At 72.2% G+C, this 21,266-nt stretch carries 20 protein-coding genes; 10 read left to right on the forward strand and 10 right to left on the reverse strand.

Annotated elements, in window-relative coordinates; genetic code table 11:
• Positions 1 to 186: 186 nt before the first annotated feature.
• From ACWD5Q_RS32985 to ACWD5Q_RS32995, 3 genes are all read left to right on the forward strand, one after another.
• On the forward strand, positions 187 to 729 hold the full coding sequence (locus tag ACWD5Q_RS32985) for a sigma-70 family RNA polymerase sigma factor (RefSeq protein ID WP_451430756.1): 543 nt from the start codon (positions 187 to 189) through the stop codon (positions 727 to 729).
• Positions 726 to 1,550 (forward strand): anti-sigma factor, encoded by an 825-nt coding sequence (locus tag ACWD5Q_RS32990; RefSeq protein ID WP_451430757.1) that lies wholly within the window; start codon positions 726 to 728, stop codon positions 1,548 to 1,550. Before ACWD5Q_RS32985 ends, ACWD5Q_RS32990 begins: the two co-directional genes overlap by 4 nt.
• A gap of 126 nt (positions 1,551 to 1,676) precedes the next feature.
• Positions 1,677 to 1,946 carry a hypothetical protein gene (locus ACWD5Q_RS32995; protein WP_451430758.1) on the forward strand — a complete coding sequence of 90 codons (270 nt, stop codon included), beginning with the start codon at positions 1,677 to 1,679 and terminating at the stop codon, positions 1,944 to 1,946.
• A 51-nt stretch (positions 1,947 to 1,997) separates the two neighbouring features.
• Here ACWD5Q_RS32995 and ACWD5Q_RS33000 read toward each other — a convergent pair whose 3' ends face one another.
• The 5 genes from ACWD5Q_RS33000 to ACWD5Q_RS33020 form a co-directional block, all read right to left on the reverse strand.
• Positions 1,998 to 3,194 carry a CaiB/BaiF CoA transferase family protein gene (locus ACWD5Q_RS33000; RefSeq protein ID WP_451430759.1) on the reverse strand — a complete coding sequence of 399 codons (1,197 nt, stop codon included), beginning with the start codon at positions 3,192 to 3,194 and terminating at the stop codon, positions 1,998 to 2,000.
• A 92-nt stretch (positions 3,195 to 3,286) separates the two neighbouring features.
• The gene (locus ACWD5Q_RS33005; protein ID WP_451430760.1) at positions 3,287 to 4,456 is read right to left on the reverse strand and encodes a type ISP restriction/modification enzyme; all 1,170 of its coding nucleotides are present in this window, start codon (positions 4,454 to 4,456) and stop codon (positions 3,287 to 3,289) included.
• 12 nt (positions 4,457 to 4,468) lie between these two features.
• Positions 4,469 to 5,218 (reverse strand): GntR family transcriptional regulator, encoded by a 750-nt coding sequence (locus tag ACWD5Q_RS33010; protein ID WP_451430761.1) that lies wholly within the window; start codon positions 5,216 to 5,218, stop codon positions 4,469 to 4,471.
• Positions 5,219 to 5,244: 26 nt separating this feature from the next.
• Positions 5,245 to 6,594, reverse strand: a complete 1,350-nt coding sequence (gene hmgA / locus ACWD5Q_RS33015) for a homogentisate 1,2-dioxygenase (RefSeq protein WP_451430762.1) — start codon at positions 6,592 to 6,594, stop codon at positions 5,245 to 5,247.
• 83 nt (positions 6,595 to 6,677) lie between these two features.
• The gene (locus ACWD5Q_RS33020; protein ID WP_451430763.1) at positions 6,678 to 7,109 is read right to left on the reverse strand and encodes a nuclear transport factor 2 family protein; all 432 of its coding nucleotides are present in this window, start codon (positions 7,107 to 7,109) and stop codon (positions 6,678 to 6,680) included.
• A 96-nt stretch (positions 7,110 to 7,205) separates the two neighbouring features.
• Here ACWD5Q_RS33020 and ACWD5Q_RS33025 point away from each other — a divergent pair, with 96 nt between their 5' ends.
• The 3 genes from ACWD5Q_RS33025 to ACWD5Q_RS33035 all read left to right on the forward strand — a co-directional run bounded on the left by ACWD5Q_RS33025 (position 7,206) and on the right by ACWD5Q_RS33035 (position 10,913).
• Complete coding sequence (locus ACWD5Q_RS33025) at positions 7,206 to 7,757, forward strand: PadR family transcriptional regulator (protein WP_451430764.1); 552 nt, start codon at positions 7,206 to 7,208, stop codon at positions 7,755 to 7,757.
• A gap of 97 nt (positions 7,758 to 7,854) precedes the next feature.
• Positions 7,855 to 8,475 carry a TetR family transcriptional regulator gene (locus ACWD5Q_RS33030; RefSeq protein ID WP_451430765.1) on the forward strand — a complete coding sequence of 207 codons (621 nt, stop codon included), beginning with the start codon at positions 7,855 to 7,857 and terminating at the stop codon, positions 8,473 to 8,475.
• A gap of 158 nt (positions 8,476 to 8,633) precedes the next feature.
• The gene (locus tag ACWD5Q_RS33035; protein WP_451430766.1) at positions 8,634 to 10,913 is read left to right on the forward strand and encodes a molybdopterin oxidoreductase family protein; all 2,280 of its coding nucleotides are present in this window, start codon (positions 8,634 to 8,636) and stop codon (positions 10,911 to 10,913) included.
• A 97-nt stretch (positions 10,914 to 11,010) separates the two neighbouring features.
• Here the strand turns inward: ACWD5Q_RS33035 and ACWD5Q_RS33040 are convergent, their stop codons facing one another.
• Both ACWD5Q_RS33040 and ACWD5Q_RS33045 read right to left on the reverse strand, forming a co-directional pair.
• Positions 11,011 to 11,964: a DMT family transporter gene (locus ACWD5Q_RS33040; RefSeq protein ID WP_451430775.1), complete on the reverse strand. Its 954-nt coding sequence runs from the start codon at positions 11,962 to 11,964 to the stop codon at positions 11,011 to 11,013.
• 230 nt (positions 11,965 to 12,194) lie between these two features.
• The gene (locus ACWD5Q_RS33045) at positions 12,195 to 12,836 is read right to left on the reverse strand and encodes a TetR/AcrR family transcriptional regulator (protein ID WP_451430767.1); all 642 of its coding nucleotides are present in this window, start codon (positions 12,834 to 12,836) and stop codon (positions 12,195 to 12,197) included.
• A 119-nt stretch (positions 12,837 to 12,955) separates the two neighbouring features.
• Here ACWD5Q_RS33045 and ACWD5Q_RS33050 point away from each other — a divergent pair, with 119 nt between their 5' ends.
• Together ACWD5Q_RS33050 and ACWD5Q_RS33055 are read left to right on the forward strand one after the other, a co-directional pair.
• The gene (locus tag ACWD5Q_RS33050; protein ID WP_451430768.1) at positions 12,956 to 14,107 is read left to right on the forward strand and encodes an acyl-CoA dehydrogenase family protein; all 1,152 of its coding nucleotides are present in this window, start codon (positions 12,956 to 12,958) and stop codon (positions 14,105 to 14,107) included.
• 104 nt (positions 14,108 to 14,211) lie between these two features.
• Positions 14,212 to 14,838, forward strand: coding sequence for a TetR/AcrR family transcriptional regulator (locus ACWD5Q_RS33055; protein ID WP_451430769.1), 627 nt, complete (start codon positions 14,212 to 14,214; stop codon positions 14,836 to 14,838).
• Positions 14,839 to 14,845: 7 nt separating this feature from the next.
• Here the strand turns inward: ACWD5Q_RS33055 and ACWD5Q_RS33060 are convergent, their stop codons facing one another.
• Complete coding sequence (locus ACWD5Q_RS33060) at positions 14,846 to 15,307, reverse strand: MaoC family dehydratase (protein WP_451430770.1); 462 nt, start codon at positions 15,305 to 15,307, stop codon at positions 14,846 to 14,848.
• 112 nt (positions 15,308 to 15,419) lie between these two features.
• On the opposite strand from ACWD5Q_RS33060, the gene soxR reads away from it, so the two are divergent.
• Positions 15,420 to 15,902, forward strand: a complete 483-nt coding sequence (gene soxR / locus ACWD5Q_RS33065) for a redox-sensitive transcriptional activator SoxR (RefSeq protein ID WP_451430771.1) — start codon at positions 15,420 to 15,422, stop codon at positions 15,900 to 15,902.
• 192 nt (positions 15,903 to 16,094) lie between these two features.
• Here soxR and ACWD5Q_RS33070 read toward each other — a convergent pair whose 3' ends face one another.
• Both ACWD5Q_RS33070 and ACWD5Q_RS33075 read right to left on the reverse strand, forming a co-directional pair.
• Positions 16,095 to 17,204 (reverse strand): ABC transporter substrate-binding protein, encoded by a 1,110-nt coding sequence (locus ACWD5Q_RS33070; protein ID WP_451430772.1) that lies wholly within the window; start codon positions 17,202 to 17,204, stop codon positions 16,095 to 16,097.
• A gap of 258 nt (positions 17,205 to 17,462) precedes the next feature.
• Complete coding sequence (locus ACWD5Q_RS33075; protein ID WP_451430773.1) at positions 17,463 to 18,065, reverse strand: hypothetical protein; 603 nt, start codon at positions 18,063 to 18,065, stop codon at positions 17,463 to 17,465.
• Positions 18,066 to 18,364: 299 nt separating this feature from the next.
• On the opposite strand from ACWD5Q_RS33075, the gene ACWD5Q_RS33080 reads away from it, so the two are divergent.
• On the forward strand, positions 18,365 to 21,166 hold the full coding sequence (locus ACWD5Q_RS33080) for a penicillin acylase family protein (protein WP_451430774.1): 2,802 nt from the start codon (positions 18,365 to 18,367) through the stop codon (positions 21,164 to 21,166).
• Positions 21,167 to 21,266 lie beyond the last annotated feature (100 nt).

The following is a 21,266-nucleotide window of genomic DNA, read 5'->3' on the forward strand; positions in this document are numbered from 1 at the left end:
CCAACTTGAGCCTAGAGAACTCAAAGGATGGCAGGAGACGGCGTGTTTCCCGTATCAGGGCTGGTCAGGGCACCCACGCATGCGGCAGGAGAGCCCGTTTTCGCCCCGCCGATCCGTATCCCTTCCGAAGGGGTGGGCACGGTGTGTGCCACAGCGGGACGTGTGCGGCGGCGGAGGGGGTGACGAGTGGAGGCGGACGAGCTTGTGGTCCTCGTGGCCCAAGGTGACGAAAAGGCCTTCGAGGAACTGTACGGACTGGTGTCCGGGCCGGTGTTCGGCCTGGTGCGCCGGGTCGTACGGGATCCGGCGCAGTCGGAGGAGGTGGCCCAGGAGGTGCTGCTCGAACTGTGGCGCTCCGCCGCCCGGTTCGACCCCGGCCGCGGCAGCGCCCTGTCGTGGATCCTCACCCTGGCCCACCGCCGTGCCGTCGACCGGGTACGCAGCGCCCGCGCCGCCGGTGAACGCGAGCAGCGCGAGGCGCGGCGCGCCCATCACCCCGCCTTCGACCATGTCGCCGAGGAGGTGGAGGCCGGCCTGGAGCGGGAGTGGGTGCGCCGCTGCCTGGACCGGCTCACCGCCCTGCAGCGCCAGTCCGTCACGCTCGCCTACTACGACGGCTACACGTACCGCGAGGTGGCCGAGCGGCTCAAACTGCCGCTCGGCACGGTCAAGACGCGGATGCGCGACGGACTCACCCGGCTGCGCGAATGCCTGGGAGGAGCCGTATGAGCGTCCTCGGCCGTCTGCTCCGCCGCGAGGCCCCGCACTCCCTGGCGGCCCCCTACGCCCTCGACGCCCTGGAACCCGCCGAGCGGACGCGCTTCGAGAAGCACCTCGCGGGCTGCGAGCGCTGCGCCGCCGAGGTGCGGGCCCTGTCCGAGGACGCCGTGCGCCTCGCCTGGTCCACCAGCGCGCCGGCTCCGCCCGGTCTGCGCGACCGCGTGCTCACCGCCGTGCGCACCACCCCGCAGGACCCCGCGCCCGCGTCCGGCGCGGCCTGGGCCCGCGCACCGCATCTGCCGCCGTATGTCTGGGGAGCCGCTCCGGCGCCCGCCCGCGCCCGTGCGCCCCGGACGCGCCCTCTCCTCGGCCCGCTCACCACCGCCACGGCCGCGGCGGCCCTCGTCGCCGCCGCGTTCTTCGCGGTGCAGGCGGCGAAGACGCAGGACAGACTCGACGCCGAGCGTGCGCAGGCACGTGAGATCGCCCACGTTCTCGCCGCCCCCGACGCGCGTGCGACCCACGACCGGGACACCGGGGGCCGGGGAATCGGAGTAGTCGCGTCCGTGTCCGAGGGGCGCGCTGTCGTCACCCTCAGCGGACTCGATGCACCACCGCGCGGGCGTGTGCATCAGCTCTGGCTGATGCGCCCTGACGTGCGACCGCGCTCCCTCGGACTGTTCCAGGGCGACACCCCCCTGGTCGCGAGCGGCCTGAGCAAGGCGGCGACGTCACTCGCCGTGACCGTGGAGCCCGACGGAGGCTCAGCGCAGCCCACCGGCCAGCCAGTTGTCCAACTCGCCCTGCAATCCGTCGGATTCGGAGAGTAGTCGGAGAATAGTGGTCAACCCCCTTGTGCAGAAGGTGAATCCTGAGCCCGTGATACACGCGTGCCCCGAGGGAGCGATAGGGTTAGCCTGCCCGGGCCGGGTGGACTTGTACGGGTGGGGAGTGACATGGAACAGATAACAGTGCGCAGCAGGGCGAGGGTCCCTGCGATCACCTGCGGGAGCAGTGCGACCAGTGCGCGCCTTGACCGCCATCTCGCGGTGCTGGCAGGTCCTGCCGTACCGCAGCGCGAGACGGCAGAGGCGACGTCCCTGATGCGCGAGCTGACCGCACGTGACGCCGCGCACGATCGCAGCGGAAGGGGCGCACGCGTGAGCAAGGTCTCGCTCTTCGCGCCGCTGCGCCGTCTGCGTCGTTCGCTGTTCGCCGGACGCTGAGCGCTTCGGCGTTCCTCACGGCGCCCGCGACGCGGCTCCCAGGGCCCGCGCTCAGGCGGCCACACCGTCCCGGCGCAACGCTGCGATCTCGTCGTCCGTCATCCCCACGGCACGCAGCAGCGCCTCGGTGTGCTCCCCGAGCGCGGGCACGTCCCCCATCCGTGCCTCGTCCCCGCCCGGCAGCGTGATCGGTGGCAGCAGCGCCCGGAGCGTCCCCACCTCGGTCCCCACCTCCCGCCACCGCTCCCGCGCCGCGAGCTGCGGATGCCCGGCCAGCTCCCGTAGATCCCTCAGCCGCGCGCAGGCGATGCCCGCCCGCTCCAGCAGGGCCATCGCCTCGTCGGCGTCCAGCGTGCCCAGCGCCTTTCCGACGAGCGCGTCCGTGCGTTCCCGGTGGGCGACCCGCGCCGCGTTCGTGGCGTACGCCGGGTCGTCCCCCAGCTCCGGCTGCCCCAGCACCTGCTCGGCGAGCCGCCGCCACTCCCGGTCGTTCTGCACGGACAGCAGCACCCGGCCGCCGTCCGCCGTCGGATAGGCGTCGTAAGGGGCGATGACGGCGTGCGCCAGACCCGTGCGCGCCGGTGGCGTGCCGTCATGCATCGTGTGGTGCAGCGGATGGCCCATCCACTCCGCCAGGGCCTCCAGCATGGAGATCTCCACCGGTCCGCCGCGTCCGGTCGTGCCCCGCCGGACGAGTGCCGCGAGCACTCCTGAGAACGCGTACATGGCCGCCGCGATGTCGGCCGCCGGAATGCCCGCCTTGACGGGCTGCCCGGGCGTCCCGGTCACCGAGACCAGCCCCGCCTCGCACTGCACGAGCATGTCGTACGCCCGCCTGTCCGCGTACGGCCCGGACGTCCCGTAGCCCGAGATGTCCACGGCCACCAGCCGCGGGTGTGCCGCGCACAGGGTGGCCGCGTCCAGGCCGAGCCGGGCCGCCGCCCCCTGGGCCAGGTTCTGCACGAACACGTCCGCGTCCGCGACCAGCCGCCGTACGACGTCCAGACCCCGGGGATCCTTCAGATCCAGGGCGATCGATTCCTTGCCGCGGTTGCACCACACGAAGTGCGAGGCCAGACCGTGGGCGGCGGTGTCGTAGCCACGCGCGAAGTCACCGCCGTCGACCCGCTCGACCTTGATCACCCGGGCCCCGAGGTCGGCGAGCTGGCGGGTGGCGAAGGGGGCCGAGACGGCCTGTTCGACGGCGACGACGGTGAGGCCCTCCAGGGGCAGAGCAAGACGGTCCATGGGCGGGATCATGACCCGCGGGGGGCGGCCTTGTCAGCAGTCCGTCGCCGGGGCCGCGCGCACGGCCGGAGGGGACGTGCGAAACGCGCCCTCTAAAGCAGCGCGAACTGCCCCTCGGGGCCCTCTTCGCGGTGGTCGAGCACGGAGGCGGGGCGGCGCGCCGGGGCCGGGACCGGCCACACGCCCGCCGTGCGCAGCTCCGTGGCCGTGACGGGCTCGCCCAGCGTCACCTCCGCACGCGACGGCAGCAGTTCGGCGAGCAGCGCCAGCACCGTGATCAGTTCCAGCAGCTCCGACGTCCATGCCTGCGGCCAGGTCCCGGGGCGGATCGCCGTCAGCGTGCCGGGCTGCCCCTGCGCGGTGCGGGCCGCGAACCACTGCTCCAGGACCCGGACCCCGCCCGCCTCGAACTCCCAGGCCTGAGGCGGCACCGGGGAGATGCGGCCCTCGTCGAGGTGGAGGGTCTCCTCATCGGGGTCGTAGCGCAGGGTCCCGGGCCGGGAGGGCAGCGGGGCGCGGACGTACGGGCGGCGGCCGCCCGGCAGCTTGGGGCGCTCGCCGTCGCGGCGCATCAGCCACAGCATGCGGCGGCCCAGCTCCACGCCACGCAAGAAGTGCTCGGGGGCGGCGGTGAGGGGGACGGCGAGCCCCTCCGGACCGGGGCGCACCATCGCCATGATCCAGGCGAGAACGTCCACCGGGGTGGGCCTCAGGCCCAGCCGGCCGTGCAGGTGCTCCAGCAGACCGGGCGCCAGATTGGGTTCCGCGCCGCCGGGGCGGCGGTACAGCGGGCGGATGCGGCCGGGGCGCAGGAGCGGCAGCAGGGACGTCGCGAGCAGGGCGGGCCCGCCCGTGCCCGCCGCCGTCTCCACGACGAAGACCTGGTGCTCGTCCGCGACCCGCCACAGTTCGGGCCGGGCCGCGTCGATGAGGCGGTGGTCGGGGATCAGCCACTGCTCGTCGAAGGGGGCCGCCAGGACACGGACCGGCTCCGGGCAGGGGCCGACGGCGCGCGCCAGCTTCTCCGTCCCGCTGGACTGGCCGGGCAGCCGGCCGACCGCGGAGTGCGGCGTGCGGGAGCGCGTCGGCTCGAACAGCGCCTCACGGCCCGGCCCTTCGGCCGACAGCAAGGCGTCCCACCGCGCCGTCAGACAGGCCGCGTCGGGCGCCGACGGCCAGGCACGGCCCGGCCGCACGGGTGCGACGGACCACGGCATGAGGTCCGCGAGCAGCGGAGCGTCGTCGTGCGTCACGCCGGGCATCGTACGACGTGCTCAGGTGGCCTCGAGGGTGACCGTGAAGGAGAAGCGGTCTCCCCGGTAGTGGATCACCGCCACGTCCAGGGCCTGCCCGCAGGTGTCGTAGGTGACCCCCGTGTAGTGCAGGATCGGGCTGAGCAGCGGGACGTCGAGCAACTGTGCCGTCTCCGGGTCCGCGAGCCGCGCCTCGACCGTGTCCGTGATGCGGCTGATGTCCGCGCCCACCACGTCCCGCAGCACCTTGGTCATCGGCCAGCGCACCAGGTCCTCGCGGTCGATGCGGTCCGCCAGCTCCGGACGGACGTAGTTGCGCGCGTGGTTGGTGGGCTCGCCGGTCTTCTCGTCGCTGCGCAGCCGGTGATACGTCGCCACCTCGGCGAGATCCGGGAAGTGCTCCGCCAGTTCGGGCGGCACCGGCCCCGTGCCCCGGTCCAGCAGCTCGGTCGTCATACCGGACTGCTGGGCCACGATCGCGTCCACCGAGCCCAGCAGGCGCACGGGGGCGCCTCTCCTGGCGCTGGGCTCGATGAACGTGCCGCGCCGGCGGTGGCGGCTGATCAGTCCCTCGTCCTCCAGCTCCTTCAGCGCCTGCCGCATGGTCAGCACGCTCACCCCGTAGTGCCCCGCCAGCTGCTCCTCGGTGGGCAGGCGCAGCGGGTCCTGGGTCGAGCGGCCGAGTATCGAGGCGCGCAGCGACTGCGACACCTGGTACCAGAGCGGCAGCTTGCGGTTCAGGACGATCGAGTCGGGGGCGAAGGAGGTCACGGGCTATCCGTACCGGTCGGCAGCGTTCAGCGCAACGGGCGGAAGTGGCGTTCGAGGCCCTGCCACACGCCGTCGTACCCCTGTTGCAGGTGCTCGGCGCGGGCTGCCTGCGGCGTCAGGGTCACCGGCCAGCGGGTCTCGAACATGAACGCCAGCCCGTCGTCGATCTTGTGCGGCCGCAGCTCGGCCGCGCCGGCCTTCTCGAACGTCTCCCGGTCGGGACCGTGCGCCGACATCATGTTGTGCAGCGAGCCCCCGCCCGGTACGAAGCCCTCCGCCTTCGCGTCGTAGGCGCCCTCGACGAGCCCCATGTACTCGCTCATCACGTTCCGGTGGAAGTACGGCGGCCGGAAGGTGTTCTCGCCCACCAGCCAGCGGGGCGCGAAGACCACGAAGTCGACGCCCGCCAGGCCCGGGGTGTCGCTCGGCGAGGTCAGCACCGTGAAGATCGACGGGTCGGGGTGGTCGTAGCTGATGGTGCCGATCACATTGAAGCGGCGCAGGTCGTAGACGTAGGGCACATGGTTTCCGTGCCAGGCGACGACATCGAGCGGTGAGTGGTCGTAGACGGCCGTCCAGAGGTTGCCGCAGAACTTGTTCACCACCTCGACCGGTCCCTCGACGTCCTCGTACGCCGCGACCGGCGCCCGGAAGTCACGGGCGTTCGCCAGGCCGTTGGCGCCGATCGGGCCGAGGTCGGGCAGGCGGAAGGGGGCGCCGTAGTTCTCGCAGACATAACCGCGCGCCGCCGGGCCCTGCCCGCCCTCGGAGCCGGTGCCGAGCAACTCCACGCGGAAGCGGACGCCGCGCGGGATGAGCGCCACCTCGGCGGGCTCCACGTGCAGCATCCCGAACTCGGTGTGCAGCAGCAGCCCGCCGCGCTCCGGCACGATCAGCAGTTCGCCGTCGGCGTCGCTGAAGACACGGTCCATGGAGGCGTTGGCGTGGTAGAGGTGCACGGCCATGCCGGTGCGCTGGGTGGCGTCGCCGTTGCCGCCCAGGGTCCACAGCCCGGCGAGGAAGTCCGTCCCCGCCGCCGGCTCGGGCAGTGGGCTCCAGCGCAGCCGGTTCGGGTCGGGCACCGTCTGCGTGAAGGGCGCCGAGCGGAGCGTGCCGTTGTCGCTGCGGGTGAACGACGGGTGGGCCGCCGAGGGGCGGATGCGGTACAGCCACGAACGGCGGTTGTGCGCCCTCGGTTCGGTGAACGCCGTACCGCTCAGTTGCTCCGCGTACAGCCCGAGGGGGGCGCGCTGCGGGGAGTTGCGGCCCTCGGGCAGTGCGCCCGGGACCGCCTCCGAGCTGTGCTCGTTGCCGAAACCGGAGAGATATGACAGTCCCTCCAGTCCCTCCGCGGTCTTCCTCGCGTCCCCGCTCATCGCCGCTCCCTCGTCGCTGATTCCTATGCATCACCGTAGGATTCGCGGGTTCGGCGCGCAAGGGGGAGCCGGGGGCGCCGAAGTCACCGACCGGAGGGCGCCGGTACGAGGCCGTCCGCGACCAGGCCGGCGAGGACCGCTTCGCCGAGGGCGTGGACGGCGGACCGGGGACGGACCATGACGGTGAACTCCTTGATCCGGCCGTCGTCGTCGAAGTGCAGCAGGTCTATGCCGTGGATCTCCTTGCCACCCGCCCTGGCGCGGAAGAGCAGCACCTCCGACGGGGCGGACGTGCCGTCGGTGCTGGTCTGAGCCGTGCCGGCGTACCGGCCGATGTAACGGAAATCCTCGAATGTGCGCAACAGGACCCCGAAGAGGCCCAGCACCATCGGCTTGCCCTCGAAGGGGGCGAACTTGACGGGGCTGTAGAAGCGGATGTCCTCGGCGAACAGGTCGTCCAGAGCTGTGAGGTCCCGGTTGTCGACGGCGGTACGGAATCGGTCGGCAGCGTTCATCGCCCACTCACCTTCCATAGTCATGGATGTGATTAGTCATTTTCATGACTATCATGAGTGTGCGTCCGGCGACAGAGGGGTGAAGGAGGCGGTCCGGTGGCGCTACGACACGCCCTGCTCGCGGCAATGCTCGACGGGGAGCTCAGCGGATACCAGCTGACCAAGGCGTTCGACCTCGGTGTGGCGAACTTCTGGCACGCCCAGCCGCAGCAGCTCTACGCCGAGCTGACCCGCCTGGAGAAGGAGGGGCTCATCGCGGGCCGGGCGGTGGTCCAGGAGACCCGCCCCACCAAGCGCCTGTTCCATGTGACCGATGCCGGGCTGGCGGAGCTGGAGGAGTTCACGGCCGCGTCCGCGAAGCCCTCCTTCATCCGTGACGACCTGCTCGTCAAGGTCCAGGCCGCCGACCACGTCGACACCGCGACCCTGATCGCCCGGCTCACCGAGCGTGTCGCCTTCGCCCAGGCCAAGATCGACCTCTTCGGCAAGCTGCTCCGCGGCATGCGCGGTGACCGTACGGAGGAGGAGTTCCTGCGCCACGGCCACCGCATCGGCCCGTATCTGACGTGCCTGCGCGGTCTGGCCTTCGAACAGGGCAACCGCGACTGGTGCGAGCGCGTCATCACCGTCCTGCGGGAGAGGCGGTAGCCCCTCGTCCGGACCCGCACGACGTGTGGATGAGTGCCGGGGCCACTCCACTGCGTACCGACGGGCGAGGTTCACCGGCCCCCGGCGGAGAGGCATCATGAAGCCCGTGCCCCACGCGACATCGCTGCGCCGTGCGCCCGTCCAGCGCCGTAGCGCGGAACGACTGACCAGGATCCTCGACGCCTGTGCCGAACTGCTCGACGAGGTCGGCTACGACGCCCTGAGCACCCGGGCCGTGGCCCTGCGCGCGGGCGTGCCCATCGGCTCCGTGTACCGCTTCTTCGGCAACAAGCGGGCGATGGTCGACGCCCTCGCCGAACGCAACCTGGAGCGCTACACCGAGCGCGTCACCCGCCGCCTCGCGGACGCGGAGGGTGCGGGGGGCTGGCGTGCGGCCATGGACGCGGTGCTCGACGAGTACCTGGACATGAAGCGCACGGCGCCCGGCTTCTCCCTCGTCGACTTCGGCAACCAGATCCCGGTCGGCGCCCGCCACACCGAACCCAACCACCGGGTCGCCGACCGTCTGTCGGGCCTGCTGTCGGCGCATCTCGACCGCGAACCGGACGAGGACCTGCGGCGGATGTTCCTGGTCGCGGTGGAAACGGCCGACACCCTGGTCCAACTGGCCTTCCGGGTGGACCCCGGGGGCGACGAGCGGATCATCGCGGAGGCACGCGCGCTGCTGCGGGCCTACCTGGAGCGGGCCCTGGACTGACGGCCGGCACGACGGCCGGGGGGCGGGAGACCGGCTGCCCGCGCCGGTGAACCCCGGGGAGATCCGCGAGGACTTGTGCCGCCCCCTCCCCTCCGTCCATACCGGTCGGTATGCTCGGCCCGTTCGTGCGCCACCGCCGCCACCCTCCGGGAGGACCCGTGCCCCGCACCGCTCTGCGTGTCTGCCCCCTCTGCGAGGCCACCTGCGGGCTGACGCTCACCCTCGACGGCACCCGGGTCACCGGCGCCCGCGGCGACCGGGACGACGTGTTCAGCAAGGGCTTCATCTGCCCGAAGGGCGCCTCCTTCGGCGCCGCCGACGCCGACCCCGACCGGCTGCGCGTGCCGCTCGTGCGCCGGGACGGAGAACTGCGCGAAGCCACCTGGCAGGAGGCGTTCGACGCCGTCGCCGCCGGGCTCCGGCCGGTCGTCGAGCGGTACGGGCCGCACGCCGTCGGCGTCGTCCTCGGCAACCCCAACGTGCACACCGTGGCCGGCGGTCTCTACCCGACCCTGCTGCTCGCCGGCCTGCGCACCCGCAGCTTCTTCACGGCCTCCACCCTCGACCAGATGCCCAAGCACGTCTCCAGCGGACTGCTGTACGGGGACGCGGGTGCCATCCCCGTACCCGACCTCGACCGCACCGGCCATCTGCTGCTCATCGGCGCCAACCCCCTGGAGTCCAACGGAAGTCTGTGCACTGCCCCCGACTTCCCCGGCAGGCTCAGAGCGCTCAAGGCCCGCGGCGGCACCCTCACCGTGATCGACCCGCGCCGCACCCGCACCGCCCGGCTCGCCGACCGCCACGTCGCCGTCCGCCCCGGCACCGACGCCCTGCTGCTCGCGGCGATGACCCACGTCCTCTTCGAGGAGGACCTCGTCGACCTGGGGCACCTCGCCCCGCACGTCCAGGGGGTCGAGGACGTGGCCGCCGCCGTACGGGACTTCCCGCCCGAGGCCGTCACAGCGGCGTGCGACGTCGAGGCGGACACCATCCGGACCCTCGCCCGGGAGCTGGCCGCCGCGCCCACCGCCGCCGTCTACGGCCGTATCGGAAGCTGCACCGTGCCGCACGGCACCCTCGCGAGCTGGCTGGTTGACGTGCTCAACATCCTCACCGGCAACCTCGACCGGCCGGGCGGCGCCCTCTTCCCGCTGTCGGCCACCGACAAGACGCCCCGCCCCGCCGGGCCCGGACGCGGCTTCGCGCTCGGCCGCTGGCACTCGCGGGTGAACCGGCACCCCGAGGCCAAGGGCGAACTGCCGATCTCCGCGCTCGCGGAGGAGATCGACACCGCCACCGACGAGGGCACCCCGGTCCGCGCCGCCATCGTCATCGCGGCCAACCCCGTGCTCTCCGCCCCGGACGGCGACCGCCTCGACAAGGCGCTCGGCACCCTCGACTTCATGGTCAGCGTCGACCCGTACCTCAACGAGACCTCGCGCCACGCGCAGGTCGTGCTGCCGCCGCCCCCGCCCTCCCAGGCACCGCACTTCGACTTCGCCTTCAACGCCCTCGCCGTGCGCAACCAGGTCCGCTACACCCGCGCCGCCGTCCCGCTGGAGCCCGGCCGGATGCCGGAGACCGAGATCCTGGCGCGGCTGGTCCTCGCCGCCACGGGCATGCACGGCGCCGACCCCGCCACTGTCGACTCCCTGGTCATCGACCAGACCCTCGGCACGGCGGTCACCTCGCCCCACTCGCCCGTCCACGGCCGTGATCCCCGCGAACTGGCCGCGCGGCTCACCGGGGAGAACGGCCCCGAGCGGCGACTGGACATGATGCTGCGCCTCGGCCCGTACGGCGACGGGTTCGGGGCCCGGCCCGACGGCCTCAGCCTCGACGAACTGCTCGCCCACCCGCACGGCATCGACCTCGGCCCGCTGACGTCCCGGCTGCCGCAGCCGCTGAAGACCGTGAGCGGCAAGGTCGAACTGCTGCCGGGGCCGATCGCGGACGACCTGCCGCGCCTGCGGCAGGCCCTGGGCGAGCGCGCCGCCGGGCTGGTGCTGGTCGGACGGCGCCATCTGCGGTCCAACAACAGCTGGCTGCACAACGTGCCCGCGCTGACCGGCGGTTCCAACCGCTGCACCCTTCACGTCCACCCCGAGGACGCGGAGCGGCTCGGGCTCGCCGACGGCGCGCCGGTACGGGTCAGGGGCGCCGGGGGAGCGGTGACCGCGCCCGTCGAGATCACCGACACCGTCCGCCGCGGGGTCGTCAGCCTCCCGCACGGCTGGGGTCACGACCGGCCCGGCACCCGGATGAGCCACGCCGCCCTCGACCCCGGCGTCAACGTCAACCAGCTCCTCGACGGCAGCCTGCTGGACCCGCTGTCGGGCAACGCGGTGCTCAACGGCGTGCCCGTCGACCTCCTGCCGACCGACACACCGCGCCGGCCGACTCCGTCGACGGAGCCCCTGGCGCCGCGGAACTGACGTCGCACCGGGCGACGGGGCCGTCCCCCGAGGACGTGCCGGTCCTGGCCGGGCACGTGCTCTCGGGCCGCCTCGACCTGGGGGCGCTGGTGGTTTTCTAGGACTCGGCGGTCGGCAGCCGGTCGGGCGCGGCGTGCGGGTCCTCGGGCGTGGTGCGCGGGCCCGGAACCGGGGCCGGGCGGCGGGGGCGCGACCGCGACACCGCCACGCCCGCCAAACAGAGCGATCCGCCCACGAGCGTCAGCGCTCCCGGTACCTCGCCGAGGAACAGCCAGGCCATCAGGACGACCAGCGCGGGCACCGCATAGGTCGTCGCCCCCATACGGCTCGCCGTCGTACGGGTCAGGGCGTAGGCCCAGGTCGTGAAGGCGAGCGCGGTCGGGAAGACGCCCAGATACACCATGTTGAGCGTCGCGGACACGGGCGCGCCGGCCGCGTCGTGGACCAGCTGTCCGGCGAACGGCAGGCAGGCGACCGCGCCGACGAGGCAGCCGAATGTCGTCGCCTGCAGCGGACTGGCCGACCCCAGCGCCGGCTTCTGCGCGACGACCCCGGCGGCATACGCCACAGCGGCGAGCAGACAGAGCACCACCCCGAGCACCGAGGAACCGCCGCCCCCCGACATCGACAGCCCCACGGTCACGGCACCGGCGAAGGACACCGCCATCCCCGCGAGGAGCCGCGGCGGCATCGGGTCCCCGAGCAGCCGTGCGCCGAGCAGCGCGAGCAGCAGGGGTCCGACATTGACCACCAGCGCCGCCGTCCCCGCGTCGACCTGTTGCTCGCCCCAGTTGAGGACCACCATGTACAAGCCGAACCACAGCAGCCCGGACAGCGCGATGCCGCGCCACGCGGCCCTCGGTGGCAGCCCCTCCCGCCGTATCAGACAGAGCACCCCGAGCGTCAGGGCCCCGAACAGCAGCCGTCCGAGCGCCAGCGCACCCGGCGCGTACGCGGCACCCGCACTGCGGATGGAGACGAAGGCGGAGGCCCACAGAAGCACGGTGACCGTGGCCGCGCCCGCGGCCGTCCGGGAAGGGGAGACGCTCATCATGTTCCAGAGGCTAAGAGGGGCGGAGGGCAGGGTGCTCGTGGTTTTCGGACAGGATGCCGGGGCTCGCCGCAACGCCGCCGCCGTGATGCCCACCAGCGCGGACAGCGCCCGTTCGCCCTCCGCCGTGACCTTGACAGCCCGCTCGGAGCCGATGCGCACGCACCGGCCCGCATCCAGGGCGTGCCGGCACAGGGCCGCGCCCGCGACACCCGCGAGAGGGGACCGTCCTACGCGGTCCGCCCGATCTGCCGGTACTGCTGCTCCAGCCCGTCCAGCAGCGCCGTGAGCCCGGTCTCGAAGGCCCGTTCGTCGATCTTCTCCTGCTGCTCGGCGAGGCGGTGGGCCTGGCCGAGGTGCGGGTAGTCGCCGGGGTCGTACGCCGTCGCGTCGTCCACGAAGCCGCCCGCGAACGAGCCGAGCGCGGAGCCCATGACGAAGTAGCGCATCAGCGCGCCGATGGAGGTGGCCTGCGCGGGCGGCCAGCCCGCGTCGACCATCGCGCCGTAGACGGCGTCCGCGAGGCGCAGCGCGGCCGGGCGGCGGCCGGGGCCGCGTGCCAGCACCGGCACGATGTTCGGGTGGTCGCGCAGGGCGGCCCGGTAGGAGACCGCCCAGTCGTGCAGCGCCCTGCGCCAGGGCCGGCCGTCCTCGAACATCGACAGATCGACCTGTGCGCTCACCGAGTCCGCCACCGCCTCCAGGATCTGGTCCTTGGTGCGGAAGTGGTTGTAGAGGGAGGGGCCGCTCACCCCGAGTTCCGCGGCGAGGCGGCGCGTGGAAACGGCCGCGAGACCCTCCGCGTCCACCAGCGCCCGCGCCGTGGCGACGATGCGGTCGGTGCTGAGGAGGGGCTTGCGCGGTCGGGCCATGGCGCACATAGTAGGGCTGCGCCCAGAAACTAGCACTGCTAATTTAAGGGGTGCGGATGTCGAAGATCCTCCGGGATCCCCTCCCGCCGTTCCCGGACCTTCCCTTGGGGTGACACGTCGTGAATCTGGAGCTCAGCGAGGAGCAGACCGCCGTGCGGCGACTGGCGGAGGACTTCGTGGCCCGCGAGGTCACCCCGCACGTCGTCGCCTGGGACCGGGCCGAGGAGGTGGACCGGGGCATCGTCGAGAAGCTGGGCGAGGTCGGCTTCCTGGGGCTCACCATCGACGAGGAGTACGGCGGTTCGGGCGGCGACCATCTCGCCTACTGCCTGGTGACCGAGGAACTGGGCCGAGGCGACTCCTCCGTGCGCGGGATCGTCTCGGTCTCCCTCGGTCTCGTCGCCAAGACCGTCGCCGCCTGGGGCAGCGAGGAGCAGAAGCGGCGGTGGCTGCCGGGGCTCACCTCCGGCGCGTACGTCGGCTGCTTCGGCCTCACCGAGCCGGGCACCGGCTCCGATGCGGGCAACCTCACCACCAGGGCGGTCCGCGACGGCGGCGACTACGTCGTCAACGGCACCAAGATGTTCATCACCAACGGCACCTGGGCCGACGTCGTGCTCCTGTTCGCCCGCTCCACGGACACCCCCGGCCATCGGGGTGTCTCCGCCTTCCTGGTGAGGGCCGACACCCCCGGCCTCACCCGCCGCCCCGTCCACGGCAAGCTCGGCCTGCGCGGCCAGACCACCGCCGAACTGGTCTTCGAGGACGTACGGGTGCCGGCCTCCGCGCTGCTGGGTCCCGAGGGCAAGGGCTTCACCGTCGCCATGTCCGCGCTCGCCAAGGGGCGCATGTCGGTCGCGGCGGGCTGTGTCGGCATCGCCCGGGCCGCCCTGGACGCGGCCGTCCGGTACGCCGGCGAACGCGAGCAGTTCGGCCGGTCCATCGCCCACCACCAGCTCGTCCAGGAACTCCTCAGCGACATCGCCGTCGACGTGGACGCGGCGCGGCTGCTGACCTGGCGGGTCGCCGATCTGATCGACCGCGGGCTGCCCTTCGCGGTCGAGTCGTCACAAGCCAAGCTCTTCGCCTCCGAGGCGGCCGTGCGGGCCGCGAACAACGCCCTCCAGGTCTTCGGCGGCTACGGCTACATCGACGAGTACCCGGCAGGCAAACTCCTGCGCGACGCCCGGGTGATGACCCTCTACGAGGGCACGAGCCAGATCCAGAAGCTGGTGATCGGGCGCGCGCTGACCGGGGTCTCGGCGTTCTGACGCCCGCTGACGGGGGGTTCCGCGCCGCCGAGCGGGCGCGCTAAGCGCTCGCTCACCTTCGGCGGTATGGTGTTACTCCGGCCGGCGAGAGGGGCGACAGAGCGATGACTACGGCGGAGGAGACGGGCGGCGCCGAGGCGCAGCCGTGGGCCGAGGTCACGCCGGACGCGGCCCGGCGGCTGCTCGTGGCCGCCGTCGAGGCCTTCGCCGAACGCGGCTACCACGCGACCACGACCCGCGACATCGCGGGCCGCGCCGGCATGAGCCCGGCCGCGCTCTACATCCACTACAAGACCAAGGAAGAGCTGCTCCACCGCATCAGCCGGATCGGGCACGAGAAGGCCCTGGAGATCCTGCGGACGGCCGCCCGGCGCGAGGGCACCGCGACCGAGCGGCTCGCCGACGCCGTCAGCTCCTTCGTCCGCTGGCACGCCGGGGGGCGCACCACCGCCAGGGTCGTGCAGTACGAGCTGGACTCGCTCGGCCCGGACGCCCGCGCCGAGATCCTCGCCCTGCGCCGCGAGGTCGACGCCGAGGTGCGCGGGATCATCGAGGACGGGGTGGCCACCGGCGAGTTCGACGTGCCGGACGTGCGGGGCACGACGCTGGCCGTGCTCTCCCTGTGCATCGACGTGGCCCGCTGGTTCAGCCTCGACGGCCCCCGCACCCCCGAGGAGGTCGGCGCGCTCTACGCCGACCTCGTGCTGCGGATGGTCGGGGCGCGGAAGTAGCCCCCGCTCAGAGGTAGTAGCGCGAGACCGACTCGGCCACGCACACCGGCTTGTCGCCGCCCTCGCGCTCCACGGTGAAGGCGACGGCCACCTGTACCCCGCCCGGCACGTCCTCGACGCCGGTGATCGCCGCGGTGGCGCGCAGCCGGGAGCCGACCGGTACGGGTGCGGGGAAACGGACCTTGTTCGTCCCGTAGTTGACGCCCATCGTCGCTCCCTCGACCCGGATCAGCTGCGGCCCGAAGAGGGGGAGCAGCGACAGCGTGAGATAGCCGTGCGCGATGGTCGTGCCGAAGGGGCCCGAGGCCGCCTTCTCGGGGTCGACATGGATCCACTGGTGGTCGCCCGTGGCGTCCGCGAACAGGTCGATCCGCTTCTGGTCGATCTCCAGCCAGTCGGTGTACCCCAAATGCTGGCCCACCGCCGCCTTCAGCGCGTCGACGGACGTGAAGGTCCTCGGCTCTGCCATGTTCCCGGCCTCTCGCGTGATGAATCAGATACCTAAGCAACTGCTTAGCATGGTTGCGTGCGGGGCTCATGTCAACGGACCGGGCCCAGGCGTGACGGGTAGGCTCGGACGGGTGCCCCAGATTCCGGAGAAGATCCATGAGCTGACCGTCGGCCAACTGTCCGCCCGCAGCGGCGCCGCCGTCTCCGCCCTGCACTTCTACGAGTCCAAGGGGCTGATCAGCAGCCGCCGCACACCCGGCAACCAGCGTCGCTACCAGCGCGACACGCTGCGCCGCGTCGCCTTCGTCCGCGCCGCACAGCGCGTCGGCATCCCGCTCGCCACCATTCGCGAGGCACTCTCCGCACTGCCCGAGCAGCGCACCCCGACCCGGGAGGACTGGGCCCGGCTCTCCGAGGCGTGGCGCTCCGAGCTCGACGAGCGCATCAGCCGGCTCGGCCGCCTCCGCGACCACCTCACGGACTGCATCGGCTGCGGCTGCCTGTCCCTGGAGACCTGCGTGCTGTCCAACCCGGACGACGTCCTCGGCGAACGGCAGTCGGGCTCACGGCTGTTGGCGGAACCAGGGTCCGGACCGCTGAGCAGCTGTTCCTGATCCGGGCATGCCATCGCACACGCGCGTGGAGCTCGCCCCGGGCTGTTGTGGCCGGTGCTTCGCCATGCCCCTCTGACAGACGGCCCGTTCGCCCCTCCGGCGCTGCCCCCCGACTGCGGAGGAGGTTCGCGCCGGTCGACATGCACCCGCGAGCTCGGCGCTCAGCTGTTCCTCGTCCGCGAGCGGGGCGTGTCATCCGGCGTGGAGTATCCGAAAGTGATCGGGTTGCGCCGGGTCTCGATCAACGACTTGAACGGGTGTCCATGCCCACTGCCAAACGCTGATGCCCGGTGTGCGGGTGAACCGGATCGGCCCGCGGGTACCCTCGACCGCCACGCGCGGCCATGACTCGGCGATGGCGGCGCGGTCCGTACCGTGGGAACGCAGCACCGCGGCGAGGACGGCGACGGTGTCCCAGCCCTCGAAGGCGACGAAGGACGGTGTTTCGCCCAACTGCTCGCCGAGCTCCTTCCGGACGCGTTGGCCGAGCGGACTGAAGCGCTCGGGAAGGTAGCGCAGGAACGGGATCCCGGCGCCTTCCCCGCCCAGTACCGTGGCCCATTCGGCGAACTCAGGTTGCCCGGCCGGAGCGCCGATCAGGATCTCAGCGAGCCGCCGGTCGCCCCGCACGGCCCTGACGATCGGTACCGCCGGCTCCGGGTGGCCGACCAGCAGGAGAAGCGCCGTTGCGCCGTGGTCGACGAGCGCGTCGCACAGAGCCTCGGGGGTGAGTGCGGTGGCGTCAAGTTCGACGACGGTGCCGCCGTGAGGAGCGATATGGTCTCGCAGGACACGAGTCCCGGACGCCCAGTAGACGCTCGGCTGGGTCGCCACGGCGATGCGCCGTTGGCCCGCGCCGAGGAGGAAGTCCGCGTAGATCCGCCAGCCGTGGGACTGGGCGGGTGCCAGGCGCGCGACCCACGGTGTCGGCTGTTCGGTGAGCGTGTCGAGGACCGCTGACGAACACAGGAACGGCATACCGAGGGTGTCGGCCCGGGTGGCGGCGGCGCGGGCGACCACGCTGTGGTACTCGCCCACGACGGCGGCCACGCCCAGGTCGGCCAGCTCATTCACTGCCGCCGCGGCCCGCTCCGGAGCGGCTGCGGTGTCCCTGACCACCAGCTCCAATGGTCTGCCCTCGATCCCGCCGGCGTCGTTGACCTCGCGTACGGCCAGGTCGAGTCCTGCGAGCAGGTGGCGGCCTGCCTCGGCCCAACCGGGGCGCGTCAGCGGAACGAGTGCGCCCAGGCGGACGGGCGCCCTGTCTGTCTGCTCTGCTTCGGACGGTGGTGGCGTACTCATCTGGTGGAGTCTCCCTGGGACGATGCGGTCGCGGTCTCCGGATCGCGCGCCGGCTGGGGTCGGCGGTTCGCGGACGGCTGCGGACGGCCGCTGAATCGCCCCAGCCCGCGCTCACTCGACCTCCGGTCCCTCCGTCACCGGCCGGGCGCCCGGCAGGACCCGGTATCCGTACGGCGAAACGGTGTGGCCGGCGGCCGGCGCGGGTCGTGACGGGGGTGCGGCATCCCCGGCGCACCCCCGCGCCCGTGGGCGCTGTCGTCACGCCGACAGCAGCAGTCGTGTGTGCCGGGCCTCCGCCAGCGCCGCGGGTGTCAGCACGGGCCCCGGGACCATGATGCCGCAGTCCGTGCAGACCGGACCCGACGACGGCTCATGGGCCAGGTCGTACCGCCATATCAGGCGCTCACCGGCGCACACCGGGCAGGACGCGCCGGGCTCGCGCTCCAGTGCGGCGATGAGCCGGCGCAGCACCTCGGCCAGCGGCTCATGGGGGTGGACCCGCGGGTCGTCGCACCAGGCGACGCCGAAGCCGCCCCAGGTCAGCCGGTGCCAGTCGTCGACACTGCCCGGCCTGCGCAGCCCGTCGTGCTTCTCCTTCCTGCGGCGCTGGGTGAACTCGGCCTCGTAGGCGAGCCAGACGGAGCGGGCCTCCTCCAACTCCTCCAGTGCGGCCACGAGCCGCGCCGGATCGGGGGAGCGGTCCTCGGGACCGAACCCGGCCCGGGAGCACAGATGGTCCCAGGTCGCCCGATGCCCGTAGGGGGCGAACTTCTCCAGGCACTTGCGCAGCGAGTAGCGCCGTAGTGCCAGATCGCACCTCGGATCTCGTACCTGTCTCGCCAGACTGCGGAATCCGGCCATCGCCCTGCACCTCCGTCACACCTGCGGCTGTCCTTCGGTTACCTCGGCGTCGTCCTGCGGACGTCGCCGAATAGACGTATCGACAAGCGATTCGGCTCCCTCCTTTTTTCGATGACTTCGCCAAGCCGGCTCCCGAACGATTGAAAGTTGACGCATGTTCATCTTCAATTGCGGGGGATACCGGCGGTAACGTGCGCCCGCCCCCTCCCCCAAGCTCTCGGTTCCTCCCCCCGCTCTCGGCCTCGCTCGAGCGGGGGGACCCCATGAGCAGGGGGACCCTCATCGTCGGAGGAGCTGCCATGCCACAGCGCGTCCCACGCACCATCCTCGACAGACTGAGAACTCCCCGGAGAGGTCCGAAGTTCCTCAAGGCCGCCGCGATATGCCTCCTCGTAGGCGGTCTTCTGTCGCCGGTCTCCGCGACGGCGGCCTCGGGCACCACGGCGGCCGGAGCCGCCACGGCCGCCAACGACTACTGCGGCGGCCAGTGTTCGGACATCCTTCCGCCCGGCGAGAACGGCAACGCCACCCTCGCCCAGATCCTGCTCAACCAGGCCTTCGGCACCCAGCCCGACCACGCCGAGGACCAGCTCGGCCCGTACGCCAACCTGGCCACGGGCTACTCCGGGCTCACCGACGCGAAGATCAACACCTTCTTCAACGACGCGTCGTTCGGCGTCCCGTCCGACCAGGTCGCCTCCACCGAGAAGCCCGCGGGCCGCGGCGACGTGACCATCGTCCGCGACAAGAAGTCGGGCGTCCCGCACATCACCGGAACCACCCGGTACGGCACCGAGTTCGGCGCCGGGTACGCGGCGGCCGAGGACCGGCTGTGGCTGATGGACGTCTTCCGGCACGTCGGACGCGGCCAGTTGACCTCCTTCGCCGGCGGCGCGGCCGCCAACCAGGGCCTTGAACAGCAGTTCTGGCGCAACGCGCCCTACACCGAGGCCGATCTGCAGGCCCAGATCGACCGCGCGGTGGCCGCCGCGGGCGACCGCGGCAAGCAGGCCCTCGACGACGTCAACGCCTACCTCGCCGGAGTCAACGCCTACATCGACGCCTCCGACAGCGGCCGCTACTTCCCCGGCGAGTACGTCCTGACCGGCCACAAGGACGCCATCACCAACGCCGGCACCATCGAGCACTTCAAGGTCACCGACATGGTCGCGCTGGCCTCCGTCATCGGCGCGCTGTTCGGCTCCGGCGGTGGCGGCGAGGTCAACAACGCGATCTCCCTGCTCGCCGCCCAGTCCCAGTACGGCGTGGCGGAGGGCACCAAGGTCTGGGAGTCCTTCCGCGAGCGCAACGACCCCGAGGCCGTCCTCACCGTCCACAACGGCGAGCGCTTCCCGTACGCGTCGAAGCCCGACAGCCCGCAGGGCGAGGCTCTGCCCGACGCCGGTTCGGTGACCCAGGAGCCGCTCGTCTACGACCGCACCGGCAGCGCGGCCACCGCGAACGCCACCCGCGCCTCGAAGACCGCCGCCGGCACCGCCCTGACCTCCGCCAGACGCGGTATGTCCAACGCCCTCGTGGTCAGCGGAAAGTACACGGCGAGCGGCCATCCGGTCGCCGTCTTCGGGCCGCAGACCGGCTACTTCGCGCCCCAGCTGCTCATGCTCCAGGAGATCCAGGGGCCGGGCATCAGCGCCCGCGGCGCCTCCTTCGCCGGCCTGAGCATGTACGTCGAACTGGGCCGCGGCCAGGACTACTCGTGGAGCGCCACGACCTCGGGCCAGGACATCATCGACACCTACGCCGTCGAGCTGTGCCAGGACGACTACCACTACCTGTACCACGGCACCTGCACCGCCATGGACAAGATCGAGCAGAAGAACGCCTGGACCCCGACCGTCGCCGACGGAACCGCGGCCGGCTCGTACACCATGCGGGTCTGGCGGACGAAGTACGGCCCCGTCGAGTACCGCGCGACCGTCGGCGGCAAGAAGGTCGCCTACACCACCCTGCGCTCGTCCTACCTGCACGAGGCCGACTCGATCATCGGCTTCCAGATGCTGAACGACCCCGGCTACGTCAAGGGCCCGCAGGACTTCCAGAGCGCCGTGCAGCACATCAACTACACGTTCAACTGGTTCTACGCCGACTCCCGGCACACCGCGTACTACAACAGCGGCGACAACCCGGTGCGCGCGAGCGGCGTCGACGCCGACTTCCCGGTGTGGGCGCAGCCGGACTACGAGTGGCGCGGCTGGGACCCGGCGACGAACACGGCCGACTACACACCGCCGTCCCAGCACCCCAACTCCCTCGACCAGGACTACTACATCTCCTGGAACAACAAGCAGGCCGCGGACTACGCGTCCGCTCCCTGGGGCGAGGGATCGGTCCACCGCGGCGATCTGCTGGAGGACCGGGTGAAGAAGCTCGTGGCGGCCGGCGGGGTGACCCGCTCCTCGCTGACGAGGGCGATGGCGGACGCGGCGCTCGCCGACCTGCGGGCCGAGGACGTGCTGCCGAAGCTGCTGCAGGTCGTCAACAGCTCGACGGTCACGGACCCCACGGCCGCGGCGGCGGTCAGCAAGCTGTCCGCGTGGGTGACGGCGGGCGCGCGGCGAACGGAGACCTCGGCCGGCTCGAAGACCTACGCCGACGCCGACGCGATCCGCATCCTGGACGCCTGGTGGCCGCTGCTGGTGAAGGCCGAGTTCGAACCCGGGCTCGGCAGCGACCTGTACACGGCCTTCGGCGCCAACCTGCCGGTCGACGAGTCCCCGTCGGCCGCGCACGGCCCGACCGGTGCGCACGCCGGAAGCTCCTTCCAGTACGGCTGGTGGAGCTATGTCGACAAGGACATCCGGACGGTGCTCGGGGAGCAGGTGCAGGGCCCGCTGGCGCGGACGTACTGCGGCGGCGGCAGCCTCGGCGCCTGCCGGGACATCCTGATCAGCACCCTGAAGCAGGCCGCCGGCCTGACCGCGTCCCAGGTGTACCCCGGCGACGACCAGTGCTCGGCGGGTGACCAGTGGTGTGCCGACTCGATCGTCCAGCGCACCCTCGGCGGAATCAAGCACGGCAAGATCAGCTGGCAGAACCGGCCGACGTTCCAGCAGGTGGTGGAGTACACCTCGCACCGGTAGGCCGAACGCGGCGGCGGGCCGTGTTCGTGGGCCTGATCATGGCGGACGGCCTCGGCGCACTGCTGTACGCCGCGTTCTGGTTCTTCGTCCCGCTCGGCGT

Source organism: Streptomyces sp. NPDC002513, assembly GCF_053595355.1.